The organism is Oleiphilus sp. HI0117 (assembly GCF_001635235.1).
The window spans coordinates 1-7,176 of sequence record NZ_LWGA01000465.1 but is presented as its reverse complement, the minus strand read 5'-3'; the positions used below and the strand labels follow the sequence as shown (position 1 = coordinate 7,176).

At 43.8% G+C, this 7,176-nt stretch carries 7 protein-coding genes; 6 read left to right on the top strand and 1 reads right to left on the bottom strand.

Features of this window, described 5'->3' with window-relative positions; translation table 11 throughout:
• The coding region (locus A3757_RS05345) for a PLP-dependent aminotransferase family protein (RefSeq protein ID WP_068739267.1) at positions 1–1,152 on the bottom strand (1,152 nt) is incomplete at its 3' end.
• A gap of 173 nt (positions 1,153–1,325) precedes the next feature.
• Between A3757_RS05345 and A3757_RS05340 the strand changes: the two genes are divergently transcribed.
• The 6 genes from A3757_RS05340 to A3757_RS05315 all read left to right on the top strand — a co-directional run bounded on the left by A3757_RS05340 (position 1,326) and on the right by A3757_RS05315 (position 7,001).
• Positions 1,326–1,559: a DUF1127 domain-containing protein gene (locus A3757_RS05340; protein ID WP_068508732.1), complete on the top strand. Its 234-nt coding sequence runs from the start codon at positions 1,326–1,328 to the stop codon at positions 1,557–1,559.
• A gap of 136 nt (positions 1,560–1,695) precedes the next feature.
• The gene (locus A3757_RS05335; protein ID WP_068553377.1) at positions 1,696–3,126 is read left to right on the top strand and encodes a rhomboid family intramembrane serine protease; all 1,431 of its coding nucleotides are present in this window, start codon (positions 1,696–1,698) and stop codon (positions 3,124–3,126) included.
• Between the two features lie 2 nt (positions 3,127–3,128).
• Positions 3,129–3,743: a histidine phosphatase family protein gene (locus tag A3757_RS05330; protein WP_068508738.1), complete on the top strand. Its 615-nt coding sequence runs from the start codon at positions 3,129–3,131 to the stop codon at positions 3,741–3,743.
• Between the two features lie 143 nt (positions 3,744–3,886).
• Positions 3,887–5,296, top strand: coding sequence for an oxygen-independent coproporphyrinogen III oxidase (hemN, locus tag A3757_RS05325; RefSeq protein WP_068553376.1), 1,410 nt, complete (start codon positions 3,887–3,889; stop codon positions 5,294–5,296).
• Positions 5,297–5,392: 96 nt separating this feature from the next.
• Positions 5,393–6,046, top strand: coding sequence for a helix-turn-helix domain-containing protein (locus A3757_RS05320; RefSeq protein WP_197469823.1), 654 nt, complete (start codon positions 5,393–5,395; stop codon positions 6,044–6,046).
• A gap of 13 nt (positions 6,047–6,059) precedes the next feature.
• Positions 6,060–7,001, top strand: coding sequence for an alpha/beta fold hydrolase (locus A3757_RS05315; RefSeq protein WP_068553375.1), 942 nt, complete (start codon positions 6,060–6,062; stop codon positions 6,999–7,001).
• Positions 7,002–7,176: the final 175 nt, after the last annotated feature.

Genomic DNA, 7,176 nt, shown 5'->3' with positions numbered 1-7,176 from the left:
CCTCTGGCTGTAAACTTCACGAGCATGCCTCAAGTGACGGTCAAAGCGCCCTCTAGACAAAATATCGGCAACCGCCAGTTGGGGTAAAGCAAAGTGACTGGAGTTGCTTAAAAAACGTTGGTACTCAATTTTTTCCCGATATCGCCCTGGCATCACCCAGCCGACACATAGCTGAGGGTCAAGCACCTTCGAAACTGAAGAGCACAGCAGAATTCGGCCATCCTTATCATAAGATTTAACAGCTTTTGGCCTAGCATCACTGTATGACAGCTCTCCGTAAATATCGTCTTCAATCATCGGTAAATCATATTTTTCTAAGAGCTTCGCCAACTTGAGCTTCGCAGTTTCTGGCATCAAGGCTCCCATGGGGTTGCTATAGCTAGGAACTGATAACACAACTTTTACGGGCCACTGCTCGACTGCCAACTGAAGCGCGTCGATGCTCATTCCCCTTACCGGATCTGAAGGAATTTCAAGCGCTTTTAGCCCCAAAGATTCGATTAACTGTAACAAGCCATAATAGCCTGGCGACTCTACCGCAACCACATCACCTTTTTCACACAGAGAGCGTAAACACAATACAATGGCCCCTTGGCAGCCAGCAGTAATAATAATTTCATCAGGTGACACTAACATGCCCGCATCAGAAGCACGTCTGGCGAGCTGCTTCCTTAGTTGAGGACAGCCTTTTCCTGAGTCATAGCCAATGCCGAGAAACTTCTCAGTCCGCACAAGGTTTGCAAATGATTTTTTTAGTTGTTCAATAATAGGGAAGTCACTTGCCGGGACCGCTGCACCGAAGCTGACATTGTTTGGTTCTGCCGAACTGGCCAGGACGTCCATGATCAATTCTGAAGTGGTGACTTCATCCGGGCCGCAATCAGAGACAGAGTTGTGGATATGGTCTTTAGATAAATGTTCTACCGGCGCACTGAGCGCAATGGCTTTAACATAATAGCCAGACTTTGGCCTCACCTCAATCAGCCCCCAGTCCTCTAGTAAACCGTAGCTCATTAAAACAGTCGACACACTGACCGAGCGCTGTTTCGCTAATTCCCGAACAGAAGGAAGCTTATCCCCCCTAGCAAAAGTACTTTGCCGAATCTGCTCAGCAAGGTCATTTGCTAACAATTTATAAATAGGCTGTTTCATTGTTGTGCTCCCAGAACCATAACAGTTGTTCAAATATTATACTTAACAGTTCATTCATACTACATCTGTTATGGCTAATTTAGTTAAATTCTAAATCTGTTACGTATCAGACAACCTCCGTATAGTATTCATCTTCAAGCCCTATCATTATTAGTATTGCGAGGAAAGATACGATGAGACATGAAATACTCCCTTCGCCACAAGGTCTTCACAATTACTCAGGCTCATTAAAAGGCCTCACCAATCTATGTCTACGATTTGCCAAGCAATTACACTCGCTAGCATGGCGACTGGAGATACACCGACAACGTAAAAAGCTGCTTCAACTGAGTGATGCTCAATTAAGAGATATTGGCGTGTCCCGACAAGAAGCACAACTCGAAGCAAGTCAGCCTCTATGGAAGTAGAGGCTTAAGCCGTCAAATACCAGGAGGCAAATCACCCTGCTTTCTGTTATAAATAGGCTTCGTATCGGTATAAGAGCATTAAGCTGCCGTCTAATCGTGCAATGCTTATTAAAGATGGGTGAAAACAAAATACTCCATGTCTATCAAGAAAACTCCTTTTCTTACCTTGCTTCTGTCGCTCACATTGTTGATTAGCGTCTTATACGGGCATAAGCATGATGAACAACAGTGGCTATCTATAAACAAACATTACCAACAAGATTTATTAGCAATCGAAGCCCCCATTTTTTTTGATTACCTTGATCGTAGGCTAAACATAGAAGGCCTGGGTTCAGCCCAAAAGATTGATAGCTTAAAAGCTGATTTTGAAGATGGTGAGTCGCTTCCTACGATCAAAGCTATCTTGGAAGATTCAGCTTTTTCCTCCTATATCAAGCAGAATGGCAGCATGTTTCTTGAGAAAGCCATACTGGAAACATGGCATGAGGAGCGGCTTATAATTGAGCAAATGTATCGCGCCACCAGTACAAACTTACTTGGCCTTTCTGCTCAAGACTTCAGCATCAGACAGATCCTCACTCATGTTTTCGCACACCCCTCTCATCCATTGTTTATTTTAGTATTTCTATGTTTTTCAGTTTTATCCTTCTACTTTGAAAAGCGCTTTGGCGCCTTTAAGCTGTACTGCTATTTTCTGTTTTCGATGTTTATTTCTTCACTCACCTATCTATTATTCACAACCAAAAGCAATGCCGTCTTAGTTGGGCCTCTTGGTGCTATCTATGGCCTGGCAAGCCCGCTAGTGTTAGACAAACTAAAGAATTTCCAAGCCAAAAGAGAGTCCTTGCAACCCTCAAAATCGGCCTTATTCATGTTACTAATGCTTACTCTAAGCTTAATCACCTATACCGTTTTACATACGCTCGACCAACCTAGGCCTAGCATATATCTTCTTGCAAGCATGCTGCTTCCGGCACTCTCAACAGGCATTTTCATGAGCTTAAGCATGAAAGTTGCAGCGAAAGAAACCCCAAAAAACAAGCCAAGAATAACTGCCTCCGTTGATTGGGAGTACAGAGCAGAGCTTTCAAAAGCAATGGAATTCCTATCGCGCTTCGAGTTCAATACTGCACGCCAGTTATTGCGATCACTGGGTGCTAAATATCCCGAATCACGAGCAATATTGGAGCAGCGTTACAACTTGGCAAAATTGCATACTGAAGACTCGAGCTATTGGAAGCATGCACAGAACCTTATTGAACTGTGTGTCCGTAAATCAGACTACGAAAGAATTTGTCGATTATTTTCCGACATTCAAAAAAATGCTGCTAGTAAAAAAAGGGCTCAAGAATGCTTACAGCCCGAGCACTATCATAAGATGATGATGCTTTTTATTAAACATGGAGACCTGCCTAAAGCTGAGCAAGCCTTCTTGTTTCTCGAACTTGCTGGCAACCAACATATTACACAAGATGCTTGCCTCTTGCTTATTCAGGAGTTCAAAATAAGGCATACTGCTGCTAAACAACAGCAATATGAAATGCTACTCGAGCGACTCAAGGCTTAGTTATGAAAGCAAGCACTTTCGACCTAATCAGACATGGCGAACCCGTTGGTGGACAACTACTACGAGGTTCACAAGACGACCCCTTATCAGACTTGGGCTGGCAGCAAATGCACGACAGTGTAGGGGGTCATAAACCCTGGACCCGGATAGTGACTTCACCATTAAGTCGCTGTCAGGCCTTTGCCAATAAGCTAGGGGAAGACCTAAGCCTCTGCGTCGACATAAACCCGATGTTTCGTGAAATTTCCTTTGGTGAATGGGAAGGAAAGAGCGTCAAAGAACTGATGAAACACGACCCAAAGGCATTAAGAAACTACTGGGAAGACCCCGATAATCACGCTCCCCAAGGCTCCGAGCGAATGTCTGATTTCATTCAGCGTATTCATACAGCTTGGGAAGCCTTAGTGCTCGAATATCAAACTGAGCATACTTTACTTGTATGCCATGGGGGCGTTATCCGAGCTATATTAACCCACGTACTAGGTATGCCTAGTGACAGGCTTTGGAATATTGATGTACCTTATGCCAATGTAAGCCGACTCGCTTATCATCACTTTCCCGATGGCGGCCATACTGCTCAACTTAAATTTCACCAAGCACGCTTCTCTCAAGACTAAGCTCCACCTTTCTTCGTTCTGCACCTGAAGATGCACCTTTTTCGAGTATTTTTTGTACCAGTCATTTCCCTTGACGCACGTCAAGGCAGCTTACGCCTAGTGCGCATAAACTGATCCCCTAACAATGCAGGAGGAATGGATAGATGAAACCGCTTGAGGTGACCGAAGACTTGGCGCCCTTACTAAACAAATACGACGTTTACGGGCCAAGATACACATCTTATCCAACTGCACTTCAGTTCAATGATAACTTTACTGAAGCTGACTATCGTACTCATGCTCAGGCAAGTAACCAGTTGCCTGTTCCCAAGCCTCTTTCTGTTTATATCCACATTCCATTTTGTAAGTCACTTTGTTACTACTGTGGCTGCAACAAGATTGTGACGCACAAGCAGCAGCTAGCCACTGACTACCTCGATTATCTATATCGGGAAATCGAAATGCACGGCAAGTACTATGCTGACGACCGTTTACTGCAACAGATTCATTTTGGTGGTGGCACTCCCACATTTTTAAGCCCTCAGCAATTACGTGAAGTCATGGAAGTGCTGGCACAATCCTTCCACCTAGGTCTTCCTGACTCATTAGAAATTGGCATTGAAGTTGACCCACGTACAGTCACACCAGAAGAAATGACCGAATTAGTGACCATGGGCTTTAACAGAATCAGTATCGGCGTTCAGGACTTTGACCCTGAAGTGCAGAAAGCTATCAACCGTGAGCAAAGTAAAGAGCAGGTTGAAGCGGTTATCCAGTCAGCTCGCGATAACAAAGTTGATTCAGTATCTATTGATATTATTTACGGCCTGCCAAAACAGTCTCGCGCAAGTTTTTCGAATACGCTTGATGAAGTCATTCGTATTAAACCGGATCGAATCGCACTCTATAATTACGCACATATGCCTCAACGCATTCCGGCGCAAAGGCTGATTCACTCAGGCGACCTTCCAGGAACAGCAGAAAAACTTGAAATATTCACCGATAGTATCCAACGCTTAACTGAAGCGGGCTATATCTATATCGGTATGGATCACTTTGCACTACCTACTGACAGCTTGGCTAAAGCCCTTGATACAGGTGGTTTGCAGCGTAACTTCCAAGGCTATTCTACACATGCAGAATGCGATGTAATTGGTATTGGTGTCAGTGCTATCAGCCGGGTCAATGATGGCTATAGCCAGAATGTCACCGAAGTATCCAAGTACAAAACCGCCGTTGATAAAGGACACTTACCTATCAAACGCGGCGTTAATCTCAATACCGATGACCGCATCCGTGCAGATCTAATCCAACAAATTATGTGTGACGGTGTCGTTGATTACAGTGACTTCGGTGACGGTCACGATATTTTTTTCCACCGTTATTTCAACAGTGAACTCAGTAGCTTGAATGACCTCGCAAGCGATGGTTTGATCGAATTAAGTGACCAAGGATTCAAGGTGACACCCAAAGGAAGAATCTTTCTGCGGAACATCGCTATGAAATTTGATGCATATTTTAATCAAACAACTCTACAGAATACTGAGCAACCACGGTATAGTAAGACACTATAATTAAAATTTTATGGTGATTTACGTATGCCGAGCTCGAATTCTGTGGCATCTCCGTCCTTTTTAAAGTGCGGACAATGCTCTCTTGGAAAACTTTGCTTGCCAGTAGGGTTAGACTCAAATGATATGGTTTCGTTAGAAAACATTATTGAGCCTTCGTCCCCCTATAAAGAAAACGAGACCGTCTACCAGTCAGAACAACACTTTGAAAGGATCTACGCCGTTAAATCGGGCATGTTCAAAACCGTGGTTATTGATGCGAACGGTAATGAGCATATTGTCGGTTTCCACCTGCCCGGTGAACTTTTCGGCTTGGATGCGATCTACCCACAGAAGTATATTTCAACAGCTATTTCTCTTGGCACTTCCTCTGTCTGTGGTATTAACTACAACGATTTAGAAAGCCTTGCAGCGAAACTTCCCTCCCTACAGCGCCAATTATTTAGCTTAATGAGTAAGGAAGTACATACTTCACAGTCAATGACTGTGGAACATTCTGCTGACCAGAAACTAGCCGGTTTTATCCTCGCATTATCTTCTCGCTACAAGCAACGCGGTTATTCCGATACTCGAATTAACCTCATGATGCCGCGTCGCGATATTGCTAATCACTTAAATATGGCCGCCGAAACGGTTAGCCGTTTATTTAAGCGTTTTCAAAAAGAAGGCTTGCTAGAAATTAAGCGTACAGACTTACACATCATCGATATGAATGGCTTAAAAGAACTCGCAGGCTGCGCTTCGGCTTGTTAAACAAGGAGCGCGCGTGAGTAAACTTAAAGTCTTTTTGTTTGTCTTTGTCCTTTCTCTGGTTTCAGTCAATATCGCAAGCGACTACTATCGCGATGACCTTTATCGTTTAGCGATCGAGTTTGAAGCCTCAAAAGCAAACCTTCTACCTAAAAAAATCTCGATTGAAGGCAAACCTTACGCTTATCTGGAAAACTCTCGCCAAGATAAGCTCGGCACAATCATCATGCTGCACGGCTTTAGCGCCAATAAAGAAAACTGGATACGTTTTTCTGAACCGCTAGCTGACAAGTATCACCTTATCGCTCTAGATTTAATGGGCCATGGTGATAGCACTATCGACATGAGTCAGTCTTACTCCATCGTCGAGCAAAGCGCATTCGTAAAACAGTTTGCAAGTGCCTTGAATCTCAAACGCTTCCATCTAGTCGGTAATTCTATGGGAGGCGCCATTTCATCACTTTACGCAGCAACCTACCCAGAGCAGGTTCTATCGATAACCCTAATTAGCCCTGCGGGTATCCATGATATTCCCTCAAAAATGGATGAGCTTTTATCTCAAGGTATCAACCCCCTAATCGCGTCAAACACTGATGAGTTCAACGAGCTTATGGACTTTGTAATGGAAGATAAGCCTTTCATACCCGACGTTATCACCAAGGTCGAAGCAGAAAAGTCCATTCGTCGCCTGGAAATCAATCAGAAAATATTCAAAGATATTCGTAGTGACTTGGGCAAGGGGCTGGAGCAAAAGTTCACCAGTATCATTGCGCCTACTCTAATTATTTGGGGTGAACAAGACAGGGCTATTAACGTAAAAAACATCGACAAATATACAAAATTAATCTCTGGTGCCCAACAGCTGGTACTCGAAGATATTGGTCACCTTGCCATGCTTGAGGCTCCAAGTGTTTCCGCAGAGGCAATGCTTGAGTTTTTACCCAAGCCTTCTTCTTAATACTACGTATAGAGTTAAAATGAACAGCACAATCAAGGAAAAAAAGGACTACCTGTTGCATTGGATGTATGACTTTATCGAAGATGATGAAGAGCCAGCATACTTGGCGCAGCATGTAGAGGAGTGCGACCAGCTAATTACAGCATTTATCCATGATGTGACTAGCAATCACCAA